The sequence below is a fragment of the Desulfitispora alkaliphila genome, from assembly GCF_050433185.1.
GTDB classification, from domain to species: Bacteria; Bacillota; Desulfitisporia; order Desulfitisporales; family Desulfitisporaceae; genus Desulfitispora; species Desulfitispora alkaliphila.
Map to the genome: position 1 here is coordinate 16,920 of NZ_JBNPXS010000003.1, position 20,618 is coordinate 37,537.

Genomic DNA, 20,618 nt, shown 5'->3' on the forward strand with positions numbered 1-20,618 from the left:
ACTCCTCTCTCAAAAAAGGGTCACAACAACTTCTGTTCCCACGTCTATTCCCTCTGCCATCAGTGGGATTACACACATTCCATCTGCCCTAACCATAGGACTTATAAGCCCTGATTTTCCTAATACAGGATGGGCTAACCATTGGCCACTACTGTCTAATTCTAACTTTACTCTAACATAGTCTTTTCTCCCAGGGGTAGAAGCAAGGGCTTTTGTAAGTTTTGCATTTACAGTTCTCTCTACAGGGAAATAGTCTTCACTGTAGCCTCCCTTTCTAATCAATGGCTCAACAAGTAGCTGGAAGCCAATCATAGCTGATGCAGGGTGCCCAGGCAATCCAAAGACAAGCTTACCACCCCCACATTGGGCTGCTAAGATAGGTTTTCCCGGCTTAATAGATACCCCGTGAAATAATATTCCACTCTGCTCTGCTGAAATTTCCTCTAATACCCGCCAAGTCAAATCCCTAGTTCCCACCGAAGAACCCCCTGAAATTAGCGTCAAGTGGTTGTTGGCAACAGATAACTCCACAGCCTTCTTAAGCTCACTGTAATCATCAGCTATAATTCCATAGCTATGAGCCTCGCCTCCGGCAGCCATAACAGATCCCATCAGCGTATAGGTATTAATATCCTTTACTTGACCAGGCTTAACTTGTTGCTCTGGGGGCACTACTTCATCTCCTGTAGAGATAATTCCCACCGGCATCTTTTCTTGCACCTTTATTTTATGGTGGCCAACCCCAGCTAAAAGCCCCAAATCTTGAGGACGAAGTACATGACCAACATCTATTACTAAATCCCCTTCAGCTATATCCTCACCCCTACTAATAACATTTTCTCCTGGGGCTACCGCCTTATTGATAGCTACTGTAGTATCATCAAGCATTTCTGTTTGCTCAACCATCACAACAGCATCAGCTCCTGGTGGAAGCATTCCCCCAGTGGCCACTTTAACTGACTCACCTACCTTAATTTCTTCTGAGTAGGAAGTCCCCATTTCAACCTGACCTACCACATTGAGACATGCTGGCAGGCTCTCAGATGCACCAAAAGTATCCTGGGATTTTACTGCAAAACCGTCTACGGTTGATTTATCGAAGCAAGGTACTACTTCTTTAGAATAAATATTTTCAGAAGTTTTTCTTCCCACCGCCTCTGCAACTGGTAGCTCTTCTGTGCCTGAATCATTTTTCCATACCTTTGCTATAATATCTTTGGCTTCTCCCGGTGATACCACGCGAAAAAATTCCATTAAAAGCACCCCAACTGACATTTACTTATTTTAATCCCCAGTTCATCTGCTTTTTCTCCAATCTCTCTTAAAGGGATGTTTAGCTTATCTGATATCATATGTGCTTGGGCACATGTCAATTTATTATTCACTATTACTTTTTCCAATTCTTCTTTAAGTAAGTCACTCTTTTCATTCATAGTCCATACCCCTCCTAATTATTTTACTATTTTTATATTTCTATATTTTTTTCGCTATTTCCTGCTCAGCATAACGATTTTTTAGTATTACCGTTCTATTCTGCGTTACATATATTATATACAAACGCAACATTTCATAAAAGGTGGTGTTTTATGTGAAATTAGGAGTTGCTTTTAGCGGTGGAGGCTTAAAAGGAGTCGCACACCTAGGGGTACTAGAAGCACTGGCAGATAATCGGTGGCTTTTTATACTCTGGAATATAAGACAGCGATATATAGATAGATTTTCTTCTCAATTTTTCTTTAACTATAGTCCTTTGGGCATATTAACTGGTAATCGCTTCGAAAGCTGGCTAAAAGGTACTTTTGGAGATGTACATATGAGTGAAATCACAACACCCTTAGCCATAACTGCAGTAGATATAAAAAGCGGTAAGTTAATCCTCTTTTGTTCTAAATCCATGAAGCAATTACTACCAAACCAAATTCCCTACAGTGAAATTTACAGTAATGTTGATTTGGCCACCGCTCTCCGCGCCAGCACATCTCTCCCTGCTGTGTTTGCACCAAAGAAATGGGGATCCATGGACTTAATTGATGGCGGTGTTATAAACAATTTACCCGTAAACCTGTTGCATAAATTGAACACTAAAACCATTTTAGCAGTAGACTTAAGTACTCAGGAAGGGTATGTAAACCCGGAGAATATTCTTGAAGTAGCCGCAAGCTCAATTGATTTAATGCTACAGGCTAACACTAGAAGCCTAGCATCAAAATATGCAACCATAGTACTTAAGCCACAAACGGGAAAAATCCCCTTGTGGGATTTTGCAAAGGCCGATTATCTTTATCAAGTCGGTTATGATACTACAATGGAGAATATTAAACGGATAAAAGCTTCTCTAAAAAAATAACTCTGGCAATTTGCCAGAGTTATAAACCTACACCACCATTTTAGTGGGCCACACTATAATAATCATTAATATAAATGTAACAACTGATAGCACACTTCCCGTTGCAAGAAACACAACTTTATGCCAAATCCAACTCCTTCTTTCTCTCTTTTTTTCAGTCAACATGCCACTCAGGCCAAAACCCAGCATAATCGTAAAAATCACACCTAATCCTAGTAGTAATTCCACCGTCATATTGCACCTCTCCTCAGCACATAGAATTAGGGTATCTTCAGTCTGTTCTTGTCTTAATTTAATTTTAACAATAATTATTCTAAATTTATATAGATATTTGTGACCATCATCACAGATATTATATTTAGTACTAATGTACTACCCCGAAACAGGAAGGCTTTGACTACAAAAAAAGAGATGATATGATTTAACATATCATCTCCTAAAATCCTACCCTGCTGTATCTTGCTCTACCGCTTCAGCAGATAGAATGTTTACTGCACAAACCTTTAATTCAGGTTCTTTGGCTATTGGATCTTTTGCTGTATTAGTTAGCTTGTTAATTGCCGCTTCACTAAAGTGGAAGGAAGTAAATACCATTCCAACAGGAACAACATCTGTCACCTTCACATTGATATCTATTTCCCCTCTTCTAGATATCAACTTGACTCTTTGCCCAGATACTAGCTTCAGTCTTGTCGCATCTTCTGGATTCACTTCTAGGTATTCCTCACTAAAGTGATTATTAAGTCCTTCTGCCCGCCTAGTCATAGTACTAGTGTGATAATGGAAGAGACGTCTACCTGTATTTAGCACAAATGGATATTCAGCACAAACCTGCTCAGCTGGATGCAAGTGCTCTACTGGCACAAACTTGCCCTTACCCCTGGTGAATTTCTCTTCATGCAACCGAGGTGTTCCCGGATGGGTTTGATCGGGACAAGGCCAGTGTAGTCCACCCTGCTCAAGACGCTCATAGGTAATTCCTCCATAACTAGGCGTCAGTGAGTTAATTTCACCCATGATGTCTTTTGCTGTTGCGTAGTTCATATCATAGCCCATCCTATTGGCTATTAGCTGAATAATCTCCCAGTCAGCTTTGGCTGCACCTACAGGTTCTACCGCTTTGCGCACTCGCTGAACTCGGCGCTCTGTATTTACAAAAGTTCCATCTTTTTCGGCAAAGCTAGCCGCAGGTAATACTACATCTGCGTATCTACCGGTCTCTGTTAGGAAAATATCCTGAACTACTAATAAGTCTAGTTTATCCAAGGCCTTCTCCACGTGGTTAGCGTCTGGGTCACTGAGCACTGGGTTTTCACCCATGATGTACATAGCCTTGACCTGGCCCTCTAGTGCCTTTTCAATCATTTCGCCAACAGTGAGGCCCACTGTTTCGGGCATCTGGCTTCCCCATGCCTGAGAGAACTTTTCCCTTACTGATGCATCTTCAACCTTCTGATAGCCTGTATATACATTTGGAAGCGCACCCATATCACAGGCTCCCTGAACGTTATTCTGTCCTCTAAGAGGGTTAACACCAGCGTAAGGCTTTCCTATGTGACCAGTGAGCATAGACAGATTGGCAATTGCCATTACTGTACTAGTTCCAGTTATATGTTGAGTTATACCCATGGTATAATAAATACCTGCATTCTCCACTGTGGCAAAGCTTCTGGCAACCTCACGGATTACTTCAGCATCTATTCCAGTAATCTCAGCAGCCATTTCCGGTGTATACTTTTCTACCATTTGCCTCAGTTCTTCAAAGCCTTCAGTTCGCTCCTGAACAAATTCGCTATCCCATAGCTCTTCTTTAATAATAACGTGAGCCATAGCATTTAATAGTGCTAAATCAGACCCAGAGTTCAACTGGAGGTGATAGTCCGCCTTTTCCGCCAACTCTACTCTCCTAGGGTCAACTACCACCAGCTTAGCCCCCCGCTCGCGCTTTGCCCTTAACATTCTATAAGAAATTACAGGGTGAGCTTCTGTTGTATTAGACCCTATCACTAGCATAAAATCAGTATTATCTATATCCCCAATTGGGTTTGTCATTGCTCCACTGCCAAACGTCGTCGCTAGACCAGCGACAGTAACGCCGTGTCAAAGCCGAGCACAGTGATCTAAATTGTTGGTTCCTATCACTGCCCTCATAAACTTATTCATTAGGAAATTTTCCTCGTTTGTACAGCGCGCAGAACTCAGCGCTGCTATTGCATCGGGCCCTGACTCTTCCTTAATTGCTCCTAACTTTTCTGCAACGTAGTCAACAGCCTCTTCCCATGTGGCTGGCTTCAATTCTCCCTCTTTTCTAACCAGCGGTGTTTGGAGACGGTCAGGATGATGAATAAAGTTATAGCCAAATCTGCCCTTAACACAGAGAGCGTTGCCATTAACTTCCGCCTCTGGAGTGGATTCAACTCCTATTACCTTGTGATCCTTCACCACTAACTCCAGATTACAGCCTGTTCCACAATATGGACAAGTAGTTAGCACTTTTTCAGTTTCCCAAGGCCTTCCTTGCCCCTTCATCATCTTGGGCACTAGAGCACCTACAGGGCAAACAGCTACACAGGTTCCACAGAAAACACAGTCAGTTTCCTCCATGGCCACATCTAATGCAGTGGTAACCTTTGTATTAAACCCTCTCTCAGTAAAGTCCAGGACATTCCGCTCGGGCACCTCCGCACATGCTCTAACGCACTTGCCACATAAAATACATTTCGAATTATCTCTTTCCATAAACTGGTTACTGTTGTCCAATGGGTATTCCGTCTGCTCCCCTGATACAGAGAGTTCTCTTACACCGTATTGGTAGGCATAATCTTGCAGCTTACAATTCCCCGTTCTTTCACAGGTCATGCAGTCTTGGGGATGGTTTGCTAATAGCAACTCTAAAATTACTTTGCGAGCTTCCAAAACATCTTCACTTTTAGTTTTAACTATCATACCCTCATTTACAGTAGTCACACATGATGCGGGCAGGTTTCTCATTCCCTCAATTTCCACAACACAGAGCCTACATGCTCCAGGATTGGAAAGACTGGGGTCATGACATAAGGTGGGTATATCAAAGCCAGCAGCTTTAGCTGCTTCTAGGACCGTAGTACCTTGAGGCACTGTTACATTTACTCCATCTATTGATAAAGTTATTTTACTCACGTCACTCATCCTCCTTCGAGACGTATTTATCCCTTGCTAATAGCGTTAAACTTACACTTTTCCACACATGCACCACACTTGATACAGGTTACGGGATCTATTGTATGAGGCTTTTTCACTTCTCCCGAGATAGCTTCAACTGGACACGCTTTTTTACACACTGTACAGCCTTTACAGTTGTCTTCTACAATTGAAAAGCTGAGTAGCTCCGGGCATACACCTGCTGGACACCTTTTGTGTTCAATATGGGCTTCATATTCATCGTAAAAGTAATTGAGAGTACTTAGGACTGGATTTGGTGCAGTCTGACCTAGACCGCATAAACTGGTAGATTTTATTGTTTTAGCTAAGCTTTTTAGGGTATCTATATCGGTAGGTTTGCCTTCACCTTCTGTAATCCTGTTCAATATCTCAAGCATCCGCTTTGTACCCTCTCTACAAGGAGTACATTTACCACAGGATTCCTTTTGGGTAAAGCTTAAGAAGAAACGAGCTAAGTCAACCATACAAGTATCTTGATCCATGACAACCAATCCGCCTGAACCCATCATGGCACCAGCTTCTATTAGCGAATCATAGTCGATAGATAAGTCTAATTTTTCTGGTGGCAAACATCCTCCCGATGGTCCTCCAATTTGAACTGCTTTAAATTCTTTACCATCTTTAATGCCACCGGCAATATCGAATATTATCTCCCTCATGGTTATCCCCATGGGAACTTCGGCAAGACCAGTATTATTCACCTTACCGGTTAAGGCAAATACTTTAGTGCCTTTACTCTTTTCTGTTCCTATTTTGGAATACCATTTTGCTCCTTCTCGGAAGATTACGGGGATATTAGCGAAGGTCTCCACATTATTAATGTTTGTAGGCTTATCCCATAATCCTTTCACAGCTGGAAATGGGGGTCTAACTCGGGGCATTCCTCTGTTTCCTTCGATAGAAGTCAACAGTGCCGTTTCCTCTCCGCAAACAAAGGCACCTGCTCCCGCTTTAATTTTTAGCTTGAAGCTAAAGTCTGTACCCAAAATGTTGTCTCCCAAATAGCCTCGCTCTTCAGCTTGGGCAATTGCTATTTCCAATCTATTAATAGCTAGTGGGTATTCAGCTCGCACATAGACATATCCTTCGTCTGCACCTATGGCATATCCACAAATCAACATCCCTTCAATTAATGCGTGGGGATCTCCCTCTAAGATACTTCTATCCATAAATGCTCCTGGGTCACCCTCGTCTGCATTACAAACCACGTATTTCTTATCACTTTGAGATTTATAGGTGAACTCCCATTTGAGTCCTGTGGGGAATCCCCCTCCACCCCTACCTCGTAAACCAGAAGCTTTCACTTCCTCTATAGTCTTTACTTGGCTAAAATCTTTAAGCACTTTTTCTAAGGCAGAATAACCTTTATTCTCTAGGTATTCATCAATATTTTCCGGATTCATATGACCACAATTTTTTAGGGATAAACGCATTTGCTTTTTATAGAATGGAATATCGTGAAATGTATTAAAGGCTTCTTTAGTATTGGGATCTTTAAAGAGGAGTCTCTCCACAATTTGACCTTTTTCAAGAGTGGAGTCTAGGATTTCGTCTATATCACCTTCTTCAACCCTACAATAGAATATCTCTTCGGGCTCTACAATTACAATGGGCCCCTGCTCACAGAAGCCGTGACAACCGGTTTTTATTATTTCAAACTTTTCACTCATGCCTTTAGCCTGCAGTTTTTCTGCCAGTACGTGGCTAACCGCCTTCGCTCCCGAGGAAACGCAACCTGTCCCTGAACATATCAGTATTCGACGTGTCATCTCATAACCCCCCCCCTACTACTCATATTTCTCCAGAATTTCCGGTATCTGCTCTGGTTCTAACCTGCCATGGGTATCATCTCCTACCATTATTACAGGTGCAAGCCCACAGGCTCCAATGCAGGCAACAGATTCTAGAGTATAGCGCAAGTCTTCCGTAGTGCTCCCATCTGAAATTCCCAGCTCTTTCTCAATACGCTCCAAAACTTTGGCTCCACCCCTAACATGACAGGCAGTCCCTAAGCATACGCGGATAATGTGTCTCCCTCGCGGCTTTAAGTGGAATTGAGCATAAAAAGTCACTACTCCATACACCTTACTCAAAGGAAGATTTAGATCCTCACTAATCTTGATTAACACTTCCTTTGGTAAATATCCATAAATATCCTGAGCAGCTTGTAGGACTGGTATTAAAGCCCCTCTCTGATTGCAGAACTTTCCGATAACTTCCTTTAACTTTAATTCCTTTTCTGTTTCAACTTGCTGGTCTTGTTGACAGCAATTACACATACAAATACCTCCCTCCTGTTCTTCCCCCCTACTTTGGGATAATTAACCTCTCCTCTGTGATAACCATGTCCATTGGTACATCGTGCTCAGCGGGATAAGTATCGTCTACTATCTGTAACTCAAATGCTAATGCAATACGATGTGTATCAAGCACTCTTTCAAAAAAGCGGTCATAATACCCTGCGCCGTACCCTAGTCTATTTCCCCTTTGATCAAAAGCTACCCCTGGGACAATTACCACATCAATTTCCTCTGGTTCAAGTGGACGCATAAATTCACTCTTAGGCTCTAAAATCCCCCATGTTCCTTCTGTCAACTCAGAAAGACTCTTCAGTTCCGATGGTATTATTGTTGTAGTTTCTTTCTTAGAAACAGGAATTGCTACTTTTTTTCCGTCCGTTAGCGCTCTCTGGATAACAGGTTTAGTGGTCACCTCATTTCTAAAATCCACATAGATCATAACAACTTTAGCCTGCTTGTAGCCATCTAATTCAAATAGATGATTATGAATTTTATGACTTTTGCTCAGTATTTCTTCATCCCCCACAGAATTCCTTTTTCTAATTATCTCCTTTCTTAGTTCCTTTTTCACAGCAGATCCGCTCCCCCCTTTTTTATTTAACGTTTCTTTTATATTTAACCATAAAAAGTAAAAATCCTCCTTCTGAATTATACATAAGATTCAGAAAAGGAGGTTTTTTTGCTTTTCATTCTCATCCTATAGTCTCAAGTTGGGTATGGCATTTAATTTTAAGTCAGACCAATCCTGTTTCACATATTTGTAATGAGCTGCGGTACCAATCATGGCTCCATTGTCAGTACATAGTTTCAGGGATGGATAGTAAAGGTTTATTCCCTCTTCCCTTGACTTATTCATCAACTCTTCCCTAAGGGAACTATTAGCCGCCACTCCACCAGCTAACAATAAGTTCTTCACGCCTTTTCGCTTTGAAGCTTCAATTGCTTTTTCTGTAAGCACATCTACTACTGCTTGCTGAAAACTCGCTGCCAAGTCTTCTTGTTTTATATCTTCGCCTTTCATTTTAGCTTGATTTATAATATTTAAACTAGCAGATTTCAGACCGCTAAAGCTAAAATCCAGGGTATCTTTTTCTAAGCGCACTCGAGGCAACTGAAAGGCTTGCTCATTTCCCTCTTTAGATAATTTATCAACTATGGGTCCACCAGGATACCCTAACCCCATAGCTCTAGCCACTTTATCAAAGGCCTCTCCTGCTGCATCATCTCTGGTTTGACCTATTATTTCATATTTTAAGTGCTCTGTCAGATATACTAAATGAGTATGTCCTCCTGACACTATTAAACAAACTGCAGGTAAGGATATGTCTTGGTGCTCCAAAAAGTTGGCGTATATGTGACCAACAATATGATTAACTCCGATCAATGGCTTTCCCAACCCGTAAGCATATGCCTTTGCATAGTTCACACCTACCAAGAGAGCTCCTACTAATCCAGGGCCATTGGTAACCGCTACAGCGTCAATATCCCCTTTATTTATTTTAGCTTCTAAAATAGCCTGCTCTACTAGAAAAGAGATGGCCTCAATATGCTTGCGCGAGGCAATTTCTGGGACAACTCCCCCAAAGACTTTATGAGTTTCAATCTGGGATGATATTATATTGCTGAGAATTTCCTTGCCGCCTTTTACCAGTGCAACAGAGGTCTCATCGCAGGATGTTTCCAGCGCCAGTATAATTTCTTCTTTCATTGTATCCCTCTTTCAAACTATATTTGATATTTTAAACTAATTCTTTCCACATAATAATAGCATCTTCTCCATTATCCGAATAGTATCTGTGTCTTATACCCTTAGGTTCAAAGCCCAATTTTTTATATAGAGAAAGGGCCGCACTGTTAGACGGCCTCACTTCAAGTGTCATTTTTTTTATCCCTAGAGAAATAGCCTCTCTAAAAATATTAATTAGCATAAATTGACCCACACCAGCACTCCTAGCTCCCGGGTCCACAGCTATTGTAGTTATATGCGCTTCGTCTATTACCAACCACATGCCCACATAACCTATTACCTTATCCGTTCCCCCTTCTAACCCAGCTGCTTGAACGCACACATAATAACGGGCAAAATCATTGTCTTTTAATTCTCCCTTGAATGCTTTTTCGCTCCAAGGTGTGGGAAAGGATTCTTGTTCAATAGCCAGTACTTGTTGCACATGGTCTAATTTCATTTCTTTAAATACAATATCCACTAATTCACCTACCCCCGTCTATTCTTTACTTGCCTGCTCTAATTTAACTTGAGCTTCTGATTCCCGCAAGTACATTGGGGTTAATTTATGTAGGTCGTCAACTTCCTCTTTTAAAATTAAGTTTTTCCCCAACCAAGCTATTTGCCCTCCACTAGGCATACTGTTTGGCTGTGGCGAAAAATAAATTTCTTTATGGTTCAATAAAGCTAATATCTTTTCTTTAAATTCAGGGATTGCGTCACCTAAAAAATAAATAGGCTTGTCTATAGGTTCCATCATATTAGCTAGTTCCTCTATGGAAACAGCCATATAGGAGGATGTTTTTTCAAGAGTATCTGTAGTCCCACTATAAAGACAAGTATATACCTCACCTTTTCTGGCATCTAAAATTGGACATATGACCCCATTAAAGCCCATCATCTTGTGGGCTAGTCCATCTAAAGTAGGAATGCCCACAATAGGTATTTCTAGTGTTTGAGCAAGGCCCTTTGCTATACTCATGGCTATGCGTAAACCAGTAAAAGAACCTGGTCCTGTAGATACGGCTACACCAGTTATATCTTCCTTAGCAACTCCACAGCTGCTAATTAGCTGGTCAATTAAGGGCATCAAATTTTCAGAGTGGTTACTTTCCACATGTAAATAGTTCTCACCAATGAGCTTGTCCTCACTTGATAGTCCAACGGTTGCCACCTTTGTAGCAGCATCAATTCCCAATACTAACACTTTTTTTCAACTCCCCAATTAGTTCTTCGTATTTTTCTCCAATGGCACTTATTTCAATAACTCTACTGCTACCATTATCAACTAAATCTATCTTTACTCGCAAATGTTCATCTGGTATTAGCTCTTTTACTCGCTCAGGCCACTCAATTAACGTCACTGCCTGAGAAGAATAAAAGTACTCTTCATACCCTATTTCCTCAAGCTCACTGGCATCATCGAGGCGGTATACGTCAAAATGATATAGAGCAAAGTATTTTCCCTCATACTCATTCACAATAGTAAAGGTGGGACTAGTTACTACATCCTCTACCCCCATGCCCCGTGCAAATCCCTTGGCAAAAGTGGTTTTCCCAGCGCCCAGGTCTCCAGACAATGTTATGACAAAACCTGCCTTCACTATTTTTCCCATGAATTTCGCAAGCTTTCCAGTATCTTCTTCTGTTTTCGTTTCAATTTTGTAGTTCATTTTTTCACCTCTAACCTATTATAACCACATTACCCCCTTGGAATAATTGCCCATGCCACAATGTAAAACACGGCGCCGGGAATAAATCCAGTGATAATTATTAAAAAAGCTACAATTAACCTAATCAGAGTAGGATCAACTTCAAAATATTCTGCAATACCACTACATACTCCGCCCAACATTCGATTGTAAGTTGCCCTATAAAGTTTTTTTCGCACTGAGAACCACCCCTTTAGCTAAAAGTCTCTATTGTCTAATAATAACTTTCTCCTAATATATATTTTATTCCTGCTGACAAAAAAAGAAACCCTTTTTTTAAGGGTTTAGGCTAAATTTGCACATTCATCCATATCTTTTTTATATAATTCTTCCACAAAATCTTTTATATCATTCAAATCAAAGGGTTTATAAAAGAAGCCAACGGCTCCTTTTTTTAAGGCGTAACTCTCAATTTCCTTTTCACCAAAGGCAGTCATCATTACCACTTTACTATCAGTGCTTATCTTCCTAACTTGCACCAAGGCTTCCATTCCACCCATACCTGGCATCCGCAAATCCATTAAAATCACATCAGGATAGTGTTTTTGCACCAATTCAATTGCATTGCTACCATCTGAAGCAGTATAAGTTATATAACCTTCTTCCTTAAACATAACTTCTAACATAGATCTTATTCCTACATGGTCGTCCACAATAAGTATAGACTTTTCTTTTGAAGCAGACACAAAAACACCTCCTCTTTCATATTTTCCAATTTATAGATATATTTCGACCCATAGTAGCTATTTCCTGCTTTCAACACATGAAAAAAATGTGAAGATTAGTCTTATTTTGTACTAATTTGTAGCTTTTTACCATCTTGATACACACTTAGTACTTTTGTTCTGATATCTAATGGCTCTCCAGCCGCAACAACTAGGTCAGCTTTTTTGCCAACTTCTAAGGATCCCCTTTCATCACTTATGCCAATTATTTCTGCAGGATTTATGGTAATAGCCTGCAAGGCGTCCCATTGATCCATACCAGCTTTTACAGCTAAGGCTGCACAAAGAGGCAAGTAGTTGATTGGAACTACTGGGTGATCTGTAGTCAGGGCTACTTTTATCCCATTGGAAGCCAGGATACCAGCTGTCTTAAAGCTTCTGTCCCCTAGTTCTACTTTAGCCCTGCCCATAAGCGATGGTCCTATTACAACAGGTACATTGTGCTTTTTAAGCTGTTCCACTATTTCGTGCCCTTCTGTACAGTGCTCTATGATTAAATCCACCGAAAATTCCCCAGCGATTCTTATAGCGGTCATAATATCATCTGCTCGATGAGCATGAGCTCTTAGGGGTATTTTTCGCTCTAAGACTAGCGCTAATGCCTCTAACTTCAAGTCCCTATCTACTTTTTCACCTACTCTTAGCTTTTTTAAGTATGTATCTGCCTTAACCAGGTTTTCTCGCAATATAGCAGCAGTACCCATTCTTGTAAAAGGAGTCTTTTTTTGACCTTGTCCGTAGACGTTTTTAGGATTTTCTCCAAAAGCCACCTTTAACCCTACTGGGTCAACCAAAACCATGTCATCTATTACATCACCGCTAGTCTTCATAACTAGATTTTGTCCACCAATTACATTGGCACTACCCGGTCCAGATACTACCACTGTAATTCCAGCACTGCGGGCATCAGCTAAGCTCACATCCTTAGGATTAATGGCATCAATAGCTCTTAAATGTGGGGTTGCAGGGTCAGAAACCTCATTCACATCATCCCCTTCAATCCGATATATCTCTTCTAGAATTCCCACATGGGTATGAGCATCTATCATTCCAGGCATCAGGTAATTCCCAGTCATATCCTCAACTTCTGCACCTTGGGGAACATTATCTCCCTCAATAACTGATGCTATTCTGTCCCCATCTATAACTATAGTTCCGCGAAACTCTCTTCTCCCAACTACATCTATAATAGTTCCATTAACTAGCGCTTTCATCTTATACCTCCACTATGCCGCTGGCTCTTCCCACTTCTATCCCCATTTTATTGAAGTGTTCAATAATCTGATTTAGACCTACTGAATCACTGGCCATATGCCCAGCAATGATTACGTTTCCGATATTTTGTTTTTTTACTGCTGAAATCACCTTCTCTGGCATGTGCATGGCGATAAGTGTTCCCACCCCAGCGTCAAAATAGGCTTCAGCTACCTTTTCTCCTCCACCAGTTCCTCCAGCCATTGTCACAAACACCTTACCAGCATAGCTCTTCTCGCTACCCACTCTTATCTTGGGTTCAGTAAGGGCATTGTTGTATTCGGGAATTTCCTTTAAGGCTTTCACTACATCACTCAGTTTAGCTTCAGGCTTTTTTTCTAGCCTTTGATCCAGGTGGTTTTGTACTAGCCTTTCAGCTAAAACATCTGCCGGAGAGTGAATTGCAATAAAGGGCATTTCCAGTAGCTTAGCGGCAGAGACCGCTCTATCGTAATTGGCCACGTGAAGACCTCTATCCACTTCATCAATGCGCTTAGATAATACTTTTTGTGCCTTGTTTATTGGTACGCCCGCTTCTACCATGCGCTGGATTTGACCTTCCATTACTTGGTGTAGGTTAAGCATGGGGGCTCCACCTTTGGGATGATGGGTAATCACTGCATCATAGCCTAATTGCTTAGCTATTAATATTTCTGCTGCTTCCATATCCACACCCATTAGTACCCTTTTGATGTTTTCTCCAGGCACTAGTACTCCTGAATCCTCTGGGATCTTATCCATCCCCGCAAGCTCTATAGCCTCTTGCAATAGTTGCTCAGTATTCATCAATTAACATCCTCCTCTCGCATAGACAACCCGATCCTCTCGCGTTCATAATCTATGCTAATTATTTTTACTTTAACAATATCTCCAACTGATACAATTTCCATTGGATGCTTAACAAATTTTTTGCTGGAAAGATTTGAAATGTGAACCAATCCATCCTGCTTTACTCCTATATCTACAAATGCCCCAAAGTCAACCACATTTCTAACTGTCCCTTGTAATACCATGCCCTCTTTTAAGTCCTCCATAGATACCACGTCACTGCGAAGCATTGGGCGCGGCAAATCTTCCCGAGGGTCTCTGCCCGGTCGCAACAGCGCTGCAATAATATCCCTGACAGTAGGCTCTCCTGCATCTAATTGACGTGCTATTTCTGCTGCATCTGCATTTGCTAGTTTTTCCCTGGCACTATCAGACCTATTCTTTACATCTTCTTCATTACAGTCAAGTGTTTGTAGCAGCTTCAGTGCTAAGTCATAGGACTCTGGGTGAACCGGTGTATTATCTAACCAGTTGTCTCCCTCAGGCACTCGGATAAAACCTGCACATTGGGTAAAGGCCTTATCGCCTAGACGCGGGACCTTCTTTAGCTGCTTTCTATCCTTAATTTCTCCTACTTCATTTCTCAACTCCACCAGTTTTTGTGCAACTCCAAAGCTCAATCCCGCAACATACTTTAACAGAGAGGGGGAAGCGGTATTCACATCTACTCCCACCTGGTTAACGCAATCCTCTACTACTCCACTTAAGGAATCAGAAAGCTTTTTCGGTGCTATATCGTGCTGATATTGCCCTACTCCTATGGACTTAGGATCAATCTTTACTAGCTCAGCTAATGGGTCTTGAATTCTTCTGGCAATAGATACGGCACTGCGCATGGATAAATCAAAATCGGGAAATTCCTGCCGCGCAATTTCAGAAGCTGAGTACACAGATGCCCCCGCCTCACTGATGATTATGTACTGAACATCTAAATCTTGCTCTCTAATTATTTCAGCAATCAGCGTCTCAGTTTCTCTAGAAGCAGTTCCGTTACCAATGGCTATTAGATGAACATTGTCTTCTTTAATAATGCGAGCCAATACTTCTTTACTCTGATCCCACTTTCCAGCACCCTGATGGGGATAGACAACATCGGTTTTCAGGAGTTTTCCTGTTACATCTACAACAGCTAACTTGCACCCTGTGCGATAAGCAGGGTCCACACCTAATACTGTTTTCCCCTTTATTGGTGGTTGCAAAAGGAGCTGCCTCAGGTTCTTTTTGAAAACCATTATGGCTTGTTCTTCCCCTTTACTAGTCAACTCATTTCTAATTTCTCTTTCAATTGCTGGAAGTAGCAGACGCTTATAGCCATCTAGGATACCCTCTTTGAGAAATGTAGTAAAAATACTCTTAGTATTCTTAATGAAACGCTTATGTATATTTTCTAATATCTGCTCCTCTGGAGCGTCTAGCTTTACTTTTAGTACTTCCTCCTTCTCACCCCTGTTAATGGCCAGGATTCTGTGAGGAGGTAGCTTTTCTATTTGCTCTGTGTAATTGTAATACATCTCATAGGGAGTTCTTTCGTCTGTTTCACCTCGTACAGTCATAACTCCCTTTTTCCACAACAGTCGCCTCGCAGCTGTCCTGTTATCTGGATCATCTGCTATAATTTCTGCCACGATATAGCAGGCGTTTTCAATGGCTTCCTCTGGGCTATTAACTTCTTTTTCTGGATTGACAAACTCTTTAGCTATCTCCTCAGGCTTCCCTTGGAAAACTTGCTGTCCCAAGATTATATCCGCTAATGGCTCCAGCCCCTTTTCTTTGGCAATAGTAGCCTTAGTTCTGCGCTTTTGTTTAAATGGGCGATAAAGGTCTTCAACCTGCTGCAATTTTTCAGCTTTGTTTATAGCACCTTCCAGTTCATCAGTAAGCTTCCCCTGCTCACCAATGGCTTTTATAACTTCTTTTTTCCGCTCCTCTAGGTTGCGCAAATAAACTAGTCTATCTTCTAATTGACGCAATACTACCTCATCTAGTTCCCCAGTAGCTTCTTTCCGATATCTTGCGATAAAGGGGATGGTGTTACCTTCATCTAGCAGTTTTATGACACTATTTACTTGTCCTATACCTAGATTAAGTTCTCTTGCTATTATTTTTTCTATCATGTTCTCCCTCCCTCAAAATAAAATAAAACAGGTGCATCTACACCTGTTATATTTCCACGACACCCAGACTAATTTCCAAGGCCTTGTCCACCCTCTTAATAGTCTCTTCATTTAAGGTAGTTATTTTTTCTGTCAGCCTGCTCTTATCGATTGTCCGAATCTGCTCAGTAAGTATAACAGAATCTTTTTCCAGTCCCGATTCATGGGCTTTTAATTCTATATGGGTGGGTAGCTTAGCCTTACTAATCTGCGAAGTAATAGCTGACACAATTGTTGTAGGACTATATTGGTTGCCAATATTGTTTTGAACAATTAGTACTGGTCTCAGCCCCCCCTGCTCTGACCCGACGACGGGGTTTAATTGAGCGTAAAAAACGTCTCCCCGCTTAATTAGCATCATTGCACTCCAATAACTTTTTTTCGAAGTATCGATGCACTTCATTTTCTAATTCCATGTAGTCCCCTGCTAGTGCCAGATTAATCCCTGCCATCTCTTGGTAACCTTTTTTCATTTCGTCTCTCATTTTGCGCCGTTTTTTTTCTTCAATGTATAGCTTCATAGCCTCCCTGATAAACTCACTTCGATTGCACTGTTCACTTTTAGCAATAACGTCTACTTCTTCTAACAAATTTTCAGGAAGACTAATCATAATCCTCTTTGAACTGGGCACAAAAGCACCTCCTACTCAGAGCCATATATATTACAAGTATATACTTTATTATATGCTTGTTGATAGATACTTTCAATCAAAATTTTATTCCAAGTATATCCGGGGAACCCTATTACTAACTTTGCAGATAATTTCGTAATTCACCGTACCCATTGTACTAGCCACTTCTTCCACTGGTAGTATTTCACTATTATTATGCCCAAAAAGTAAAACTTCATCACCAACTTTTACATCTTTCAGGTTAGTTACATCTATCATTGTCTGATCCATGCATATTCTTCCAACTACTGGCGCTTTGCCTCCATTCACAACGGCATAACCTGCATTGGAAAGCAACCTTGAGTAACCATGAGCATAACCGATAGGTATGGTTGCTATCAGGGAAGTGTTCTCTGCTACAAAAGTTCCTCCGTAGCTTATTTTAGTGCCAGGAGGCACTTGCTTCAGATGCACAATTCTAGTTTTTAAACTCATGGCAGGTGTTAACTTTATTCTACTTTTGTCTACACCTTCATCAGGATACAGTCCATAAATTATTAATCCTGGTCGCACCATGTTATAATAACTTTCCGGATGCTGAATAATGCCCGCACTGTTGGCAGCATGCACTTTAGGAATCTCAATTCCATCTTTTTTCAACTGAAATAGTATCTTATCAAAACGCTCTTGTTGCAATCTAGTGTATTCAGGGTCGCAGTCAGCTACCGCAAAGTGAGTAAAAATACCCTCTATTTCTAGATTGCGAAGCTTAGCAATCGCATAAATATCCTTCCAGTTACCCTCTGTAAATCCCAGCCTTCCCATGCCCGTGTCAACTTTCAGATGGATTTTAGCTTTTTTTCCGATCCTGCTTGCAAGTTCTGATAAGGACCGAGCTTGGTCTAAAGTATAAATTGTCTGAGTTACATTCATTTCAATAGCTATTTGAGCTTTGTGTATAGGTGTATGTCCCAGCACTAAAATAGGTTTAGTTATTCCTATGTTCCTCAGATCCACAGCCTCTTCTATAATGGCTACCCCCAAGTTATCTGCCCCAGCTTCAAGACAAGTCCTGCTCACCTTGTTAGCCCCATGGCCATAAGCATTTGCCTTTACAACTGCCATTATTTCCACTCCAGGGCTGATTAGCTCCCTTATTAATTGCATATTGCTTTTAATTGCTTTCAAATCAATATCTGCCCACACAGACAGTTCCATAAACTACACCTCTAGTTCTTGTAAAACTTTCGGCAGATATGAGATTATATCTCCCGCTAATAATGCCATAACCCTTTTTTCTTTAACCCCCATATCACCAGCTGCTCCGTGTAGGTAGGTTCCTAAAACGCTAGCCTCCACAGAGTCTAAGCCTTGGGCAATCAATCCTGCTATGAATCCAGTTAAAACATCACCACTGCCAGCTGTGGCCATTCCGTTATTACCTGAAATATTCAGGTACACCCTTCCATCTGCAGCAGCAACAATTGAATGATTCCCCTTTAAGACAACTGTTACACCCCACTTCGCTGCAAATTTACTTGCAACGCCTACTCGATCTTCCTCTACTTTTGCCACTGTGGTTTTTAGCAATCGAGCCATTTCACCGGGATGAGGAGTTATTACTACAGGTTCATTAATTAGGCCTAATATATCAATATTCTCAGCTAAGGCATTAATGCCATCTGCATCTAAGACTATTGGTTTTTTTAGTTGTGGCAACAAGGTCCTAACCAAAGACATTGTTTCTGAGTGACTTGATAATCCCGGTCCTAGTGCCAAAACAGAAGAACTTTCCACCATACTATTTATGGGTTCAAGGGCTTCCCTACTCAATGATTTGCTCTGGGTTTCGGGCAAAGGCTTGCTCATTACTTCAGTAAGCTTTTGTTCCACGATTGGATTCAAGCTGGCCGGAACACCTACATTCACTATTCCTGCTCCAATAGATAAGGCAGCTTGACCTGTAAGACAAGCAGCACCAGTCATTCCCTCTGATCCTCCAACTACTGCTACGTGACCAAAGGTACCTTTATGACTTCGCTCATTCCTTTTGGGGAACATAGAAATAACTTCATCTGCAGTTACTAGTTTTCGCTTTATCCCTAACTGTTCTGGAAGCCAATAGGGGATGGAAATATCTACAACTGTTAACTGGCCAAGAAAGTCAGCTGCATTATGCATAAAGAACCCAAGTTTTGGAAAACCGAATGTAATAGTATAGTCTGCTTTAATGCAGCTTCCATGCACTTTTCCCGTGCTAGACTCCACTCCCGAGGGAACGTCTACAGCTATTACTTTAGCTTCCGACCTATTTATTATATCAATTGCCTGCTCAGTTACGCCCATGGATGCTCCTTTAAAACCAGTGCCAAAAATAGCATCCACCACAAAATGGGCTTTTACTAGACCAATTTTAAGTTTATTCAAATCTTTTTCTTCAGTCAAGTAATATAGAGGTATTCCCATATTTTTTAAAATTTTAAGGTTGTTAGCGCTATCTCCCCTTATATCCTTTAGTTTACTCAATATAAAAACTTTTGTGTCAACACCTTTATTGATTAAGTGTCTGGCAACAACTAAGCCATCACCACCATTATTACCCTTTCCCACTACAACTATTACGGTTTTTTGAGTCATGCTTTCTTCAAAGTTATGAATCAAGGTTTGAACTACTTTCGCCCCAGCATTCTCCATTAATACTTGCCCAGGTATTTGATAGCGATTTATGGCTTCTTGATCAATGCGATGCATTTCTTCTCCTGTAACTAAATACACCTACTCACCCCCAAGGGCTATTGCATAAGCCACAGCATGATTTTCACTGTGGGATAGGGAAATCAATACTTTTGATACCCCTTTTTCTTGAGCAATTTCTTTTGCTTTGCCCGTTAAAGTTACATAGGGGGCTCCAGCTAAATCATTACTTATCTCTATTTCATTCCACTCTAGTCCTCTTAAGCCCGTGCCCAGTGCTTTAACAACAGCCTCTTTTGCCGCGAACCTGGCCGCTAGCGACTGGTAATTCTTTTCTGATTTACCACTACAGTACTCCAGTTCATGGTCAGTATAGATGCGCCCTCCAAATCCAGGCCAACGCTCACAGGCGCTCTTAACTCTCTCTATCTCTACAATATCTGTTCCTATCCCAATTACCAATTATATCACCTTCCTTGAAAATACTTTTCCCCATGGTGTAAGAAAACCCTGCTATTGGGCAACAGGGTTTTCTTTACTATCTGATACTTTTCGCAGTTCATCCTTTTCTCCTGAACTGAAAATTTCATCTAAATCTAATAGGATTAATAACCTATTATCCAGCTTACCTACTCCCGTTAGGTATTCAGAACCTATTCCTGCAATAAATGCCGGCGGTGGCTCAATAGCATCATCAGAAATGCGAAGCACTTCTGAAACAGCATCCACTATTATGCCAACAGTCTGTCCTACTACTTCAATTACAATAACACGAGTATCGTCGCTGTAATCTGATACCGCCATATTAAACCTCTTTTTTATGTCTATTATAGGTATTACTTTATCTCGAAGATTTATTACACCTTCAACGAAATCTGGCACATTAGGAATCTTTGTCGGTGTTGTCAGACGATTGATTTCGTGAACTTGAGTAATAGGAACTCCGAATTCCTGCGTAGTTGTCTCACTAGACTTTAATTGAAAGACTACCAGCTGTGTTTCAGCCATTTATATCCCACCTTTTGAGCTTTTTTCAGATGCTTATTTACATATTCGTTTTATACTTT

Annotated in this window: 23 protein-coding genes; 1 reads left to right on the forward strand and 22 read right to left on the reverse strand. The window is 41.1% G+C overall.

The features are described from left to right. Window positions 1-9 precede the first annotated feature (9 nt). Together GGQ84_RS01690 and GGQ84_RS01695 are read right to left on the reverse strand one after the other, a co-directional pair. Window positions 10-1,254, reverse strand: coding sequence for a molybdopterin molybdotransferase MoeA (locus GGQ84_RS01690; RefSeq protein WP_429158293.1), 1,245 nt, complete (start codon window positions 1,252-1,254; stop codon window positions 10-12). Then, window positions 1,254-1,433, reverse strand: a complete 180-nt coding sequence (locus GGQ84_RS01695) for a hypothetical protein (protein ID WP_429158296.1) — start codon at window positions 1,431-1,433, stop codon at window positions 1,254-1,256. The genes GGQ84_RS01690 and GGQ84_RS01695 overlap by 1 nt, the downstream gene beginning before the upstream one ends. A 155-nt stretch (window positions 1,434-1,588) precedes the next feature. Here GGQ84_RS01695 and GGQ84_RS01700 point away from each other — a divergent pair, with 155 nt between their 5' ends. Further along, on the forward strand, window positions 1,589-2,347 hold the full coding sequence (locus GGQ84_RS01700) for a patatin-like phospholipase family protein (RefSeq protein WP_429158299.1): 759 nt from the start codon (window positions 1,589-1,591) through the stop codon (window positions 2,345-2,347). A gap of 27 nt (window positions 2,348-2,374) precedes the next feature. Here GGQ84_RS01700 and GGQ84_RS01705 read toward each other — a convergent pair whose 3' ends face one another. From GGQ84_RS01705 to GGQ84_RS01800, 20 genes are all read right to left on the reverse strand, one after another. Next, window positions 2,375-2,581 (reverse strand): hypothetical protein, encoded by a 207-nt coding sequence (locus GGQ84_RS01705; protein WP_429158301.1) that lies wholly within the window; start codon window positions 2,579-2,581, stop codon window positions 2,375-2,377. A 210-nt stretch (window positions 2,582-2,791) separates the two neighbouring features. Then, complete coding sequence (gene fdhF, locus GGQ84_RS01710) at window positions 2,792-5,506, reverse strand: formate dehydrogenase subunit alpha (RefSeq protein WP_429158304.1); 2,715 nt, start codon at window positions 5,504-5,506, stop codon at window positions 2,792-2,794. Window positions 5,507-5,532: 26 nt separating this feature from the next. Next, on the reverse strand, window positions 5,533-7,317 hold the full coding sequence (gene nuoF / locus GGQ84_RS01715) for an NADH-quinone oxidoreductase subunit NuoF (RefSeq protein ID WP_429158306.1): 1,785 nt from the start codon (window positions 7,315-7,317) through the stop codon (window positions 5,533-5,535). 18 nt (window positions 7,318-7,335) lie between these two features. Then, window positions 7,336-7,827 carry an NADH-quinone oxidoreductase subunit NuoE gene (gene nuoE / locus GGQ84_RS01720; protein WP_429158308.1) on the reverse strand — a complete coding sequence of 164 codons (492 nt, stop codon included), beginning with the start codon at window positions 7,825-7,827 and terminating at the stop codon, window positions 7,336-7,338. 28 nt (window positions 7,828-7,855) lie between these two features. Then, a complete protein-coding gene (locus GGQ84_RS01725; protein WP_429158310.1) occupies window positions 7,856-8,419 on the reverse strand; it encodes a 5-formyltetrahydrofolate cyclo-ligase in 564 nt (187 codons plus the stop codon). 126 nt (window positions 8,420-8,545) lie between these two features. After that, window positions 8,546-9,556: a tRNA (adenosine(37)-N6)-threonylcarbamoyltransferase complex transferase subunit TsaD gene (gene tsaD, locus GGQ84_RS01730; RefSeq protein ID WP_429158313.1), complete on the reverse strand. Its 1,011-nt coding sequence runs from the start codon at window positions 9,554-9,556 to the stop codon at window positions 8,546-8,548. A gap of 31 nt (window positions 9,557-9,587) precedes the next feature. Continuing rightward, window positions 9,588-10,034 (reverse strand): ribosomal protein S18-alanine N-acetyltransferase, encoded by a 447-nt coding sequence (rimI, locus tag GGQ84_RS01735; RefSeq protein ID WP_429158316.1) that lies wholly within the window; start codon window positions 10,032-10,034, stop codon window positions 9,588-9,590. Window positions 10,035-10,073: 39 nt separating this feature from the next. Further along, window positions 10,074-10,781 (reverse strand): tRNA (adenosine(37)-N6)-threonylcarbamoyltransferase complex dimerization subunit type 1 TsaB, encoded by a 708-nt coding sequence (gene tsaB / locus GGQ84_RS01740; RefSeq protein WP_429158318.1) that lies wholly within the window; start codon window positions 10,779-10,781, stop codon window positions 10,074-10,076. Next, a complete protein-coding gene (gene tsaE, locus GGQ84_RS01745) occupies window positions 10,762-11,247 on the reverse strand; it encodes a tRNA (adenosine(37)-N6)-threonylcarbamoyltransferase complex ATPase subunit type 1 TsaE (RefSeq protein WP_429158321.1) in 486 nt (161 codons plus the stop codon). Before tsaE ends, tsaB begins: the two co-directional genes overlap by 20 nt. Before the next feature lie 29 nt (window positions 11,248-11,276). Continuing rightward, window positions 11,277-11,465 (reverse strand): PspC domain-containing protein, encoded by a 189-nt coding sequence (locus GGQ84_RS01750; RefSeq protein ID WP_429158324.1) that lies wholly within the window; start codon window positions 11,463-11,465, stop codon window positions 11,277-11,279. 105 nt (window positions 11,466-11,570) lie between these two features. Beyond that, window positions 11,571-11,972, reverse strand: a complete 402-nt coding sequence (locus GGQ84_RS01755; RefSeq protein WP_429158327.1) for a response regulator — start codon at window positions 11,970-11,972, stop codon at window positions 11,571-11,573. 101 nt (window positions 11,973-12,073) lie between these two features. Further along, entirely contained in the window at window positions 12,074-13,225 is a 1,152-nt protein-coding gene (locus GGQ84_RS01760; RefSeq protein WP_429158329.1) for an amidohydrolase, read from the reverse strand. 1 nt (window position 13,226) lies between these two features. Beyond that, window positions 13,227-14,051, reverse strand: a complete 825-nt coding sequence (locus GGQ84_RS01765) for a Nif3-like dinuclear metal center hexameric protein (protein WP_429158640.1) — start codon at window positions 14,049-14,051, stop codon at window positions 13,227-13,229. Next, window positions 14,051-16,207, reverse strand: a complete 2,157-nt coding sequence (locus tag GGQ84_RS01770; protein ID WP_429158332.1) for a Tex family protein — start codon at window positions 16,205-16,207, stop codon at window positions 14,051-14,053. The genes GGQ84_RS01765 and GGQ84_RS01770 overlap by 1 nt, the downstream gene beginning before the upstream one ends. 46 nt (window positions 16,208-16,253) lie before the next feature. Next, window positions 16,254-16,604, reverse strand: a complete 351-nt coding sequence (locus GGQ84_RS01775; RefSeq protein WP_429158642.1) for a type II toxin-antitoxin system PemK/MazF family toxin — start codon at window positions 16,602-16,604, stop codon at window positions 16,254-16,256. Further along, complete coding sequence (locus GGQ84_RS01780; RefSeq protein ID WP_429158335.1) at window positions 16,594-16,878, reverse strand: CopG family ribbon-helix-helix protein; 285 nt, start codon at window positions 16,876-16,878, stop codon at window positions 16,594-16,596. The genes GGQ84_RS01775 and GGQ84_RS01780 overlap by 11 nt, the downstream gene beginning before the upstream one ends. Before the next feature lie 84 nt (window positions 16,879-16,962). Then, window positions 16,963-18,075, reverse strand: a complete 1,113-nt coding sequence (alr, locus tag GGQ84_RS01785; RefSeq protein ID WP_429158338.1) for an alanine racemase — start codon at window positions 18,073-18,075, stop codon at window positions 16,963-16,965. A gap of 3 nt (window positions 18,076-18,078) precedes the next feature. Beyond that, window positions 18,079-19,632, reverse strand: coding sequence for an NAD(P)H-hydrate dehydratase (locus tag GGQ84_RS01790; RefSeq protein WP_429158341.1), 1,554 nt, complete (start codon window positions 19,630-19,632; stop codon window positions 18,079-18,081). Further along, entirely contained in the window at window positions 19,633-20,013 is a 381-nt protein-coding gene (locus GGQ84_RS01795) for a holo-ACP synthase (RefSeq protein WP_429158344.1), read from the reverse strand. Between the two features lie 51 nt (window positions 20,014-20,064). Beyond that, the gene (locus tag GGQ84_RS01800) at window positions 20,065-20,559 is read right to left on the reverse strand and encodes a chemotaxis protein CheW (protein ID WP_429158347.1); all 495 of its coding nucleotides are present in this window, start codon (window positions 20,557-20,559) and stop codon (window positions 20,065-20,067) included. Between the last annotated feature and the right edge of the window lie 59 nt (window positions 20,560-20,618).

Bases quoted from the DNA above. Each gene is read 5' to 3' on its own strand.
- GGQ84_RS01690 (WP_429158293.1), bottom strand. From the start codon at position 1,254: ATGGAATTTTTTCGCGTGGTATCACCGGGAGAAGCCAAAGATATTATA.
- GGQ84_RS01695 (WP_429158296.1), bottom strand. From the start codon at position 1,433: ATGAATGAAAAGAGTGACTTACTTAAAGAAGAATTGGAAAAAGTAATA.
- GGQ84_RS01705 (WP_429158301.1), bottom strand. From the start codon at position 2,581: ATGACGGTGGAATTACTACTAGGATTAGGTGTGATTTTTACGATTATG.
- nuoF (WP_429158306.1), bottom strand. From the start codon at position 7,317: ATGACACGTCGAATACTGATATGTTCAGGGACAGGTTGCGTTTCCTCG.
- nuoE (WP_429158308.1), bottom strand. From the start codon at position 7,827: ATGTGTAATTGCTGTCAACAAGACCAGCAAGTTGAAACAGAAAAGGAA.
- tsaD (WP_429158313.1), bottom strand. From the start codon at position 9,556: ATGAAAGAAGAAATTATACTGGCGCTGGAAACATCCTGCGATGAGACC.
- rimI (WP_429158316.1), bottom strand. From the start codon at position 10,034: ATGAAATTAGACCATGTGCAACAAGTACTGGCTATTGAACAAGAATCC.
- tsaE (WP_429158321.1), bottom strand. From the start codon at position 11,247: ATGAACTACAAAATTGAAACGAAAACAGAAGAAGATACTGGAAAGCTT.
- GGQ84_RS01760 (WP_429158329.1), bottom strand. From the start codon at position 13,225: ATGAAAGCGCTAGTTAATGGAACTATTATAGATGTAGTTGGGAGAAGA.
- GGQ84_RS01765 (WP_429158640.1), bottom strand. From the start codon at position 14,051: ATGAATACTGAGCAACTATTGCAAGAGGCTATAGAGCTTGCGGGGATG.
- GGQ84_RS01770 (WP_429158332.1), bottom strand. From the start codon at position 16,207: ATGATAGAAAAAATAATAGCAAGAGAACTTAATCTAGGTATAGGACAA.
- GGQ84_RS01775 (WP_429158642.1), bottom strand. From the start codon at position 16,604: ATGCTAATTAAGCGGGGAGACGTTTTTTACGCTCAATTAAACCCCGTC.
- alr (WP_429158338.1), bottom strand. From the start codon at position 18,075: ATGGAACTGTCTGTGTGGGCAGATATTGATTTGAAAGCAATTAAAAGC.
- GGQ84_RS01800 (WP_429158347.1), bottom strand. From the start codon at position 20,559: ATGGCTGAAACACAGCTGGTAGTCTTTCAATTAAAGTCTAGTGAGACA.